The 358-nt window shown below is 37.4% G+C and carries 1 protein-coding gene and 1 pseudogene; both read left to right on the top strand.

Going from position 1 to position 358, the window contains the following annotated elements; genetic code table 11:
- Nucleotides 1–8: 8 nt before the first annotated feature.
- A complete protein-coding gene (locus G5B11_RS19535; RefSeq protein WP_330603194.1) occupies nt 9–95 on the top strand; it encodes a hypothetical protein in 87 nt (28 codons plus the stop codon).
- A 108-nt stretch (nt 96–203) separates the two neighbouring features.
- Nucleotides 204–358, top strand: a pseudogene (locus G5B11_RS19700) (recombinase family protein); the annotation flags it as partial.

Raw genomic sequence — 358 nt, 5'->3', positions numbered from 1 at the left:
TGGTCCGGATCGGTAATATGAAAGTAAAAGTCAGATTTGCCAATAACGGTATATCTATGGAGCAGGCATTCGAGAATATGCTTCTGAGTGTCTGAAAAAGTACTGGCAAGATGGAGGGGACTGTGTTAGAATGTCGGTAAGGACAAATTATGCAGCCCCCTTTTATTACATGGATTTTCTGACGTAATAAAAGGAGGTAAGATATGTATCAGAATATCAATAAAATCTATCATGCCGCCATCTATGTCAGATTATCTAAAGAAGATGGCGATATTTCCAGTTCAGCAAAACTGGAAAGTAACAGCATTTCTAACCAGAAAGCTTTGATTCTGGATTTCCTGAAAGACAAAAAAGATAT

The organism is Blautia glucerasea (assembly GCF_013304385.1).
GTDB lineage: Bacteria > Bacillota > Clostridia > Lachnospirales > Lachnospiraceae > Blautia_A > Blautia_A ammoniilytica.
The sequence above is the reverse complement of the archived record's forward strand: the minus strand, read 5'-3'. Positions and strand labels throughout refer to the sequence as shown.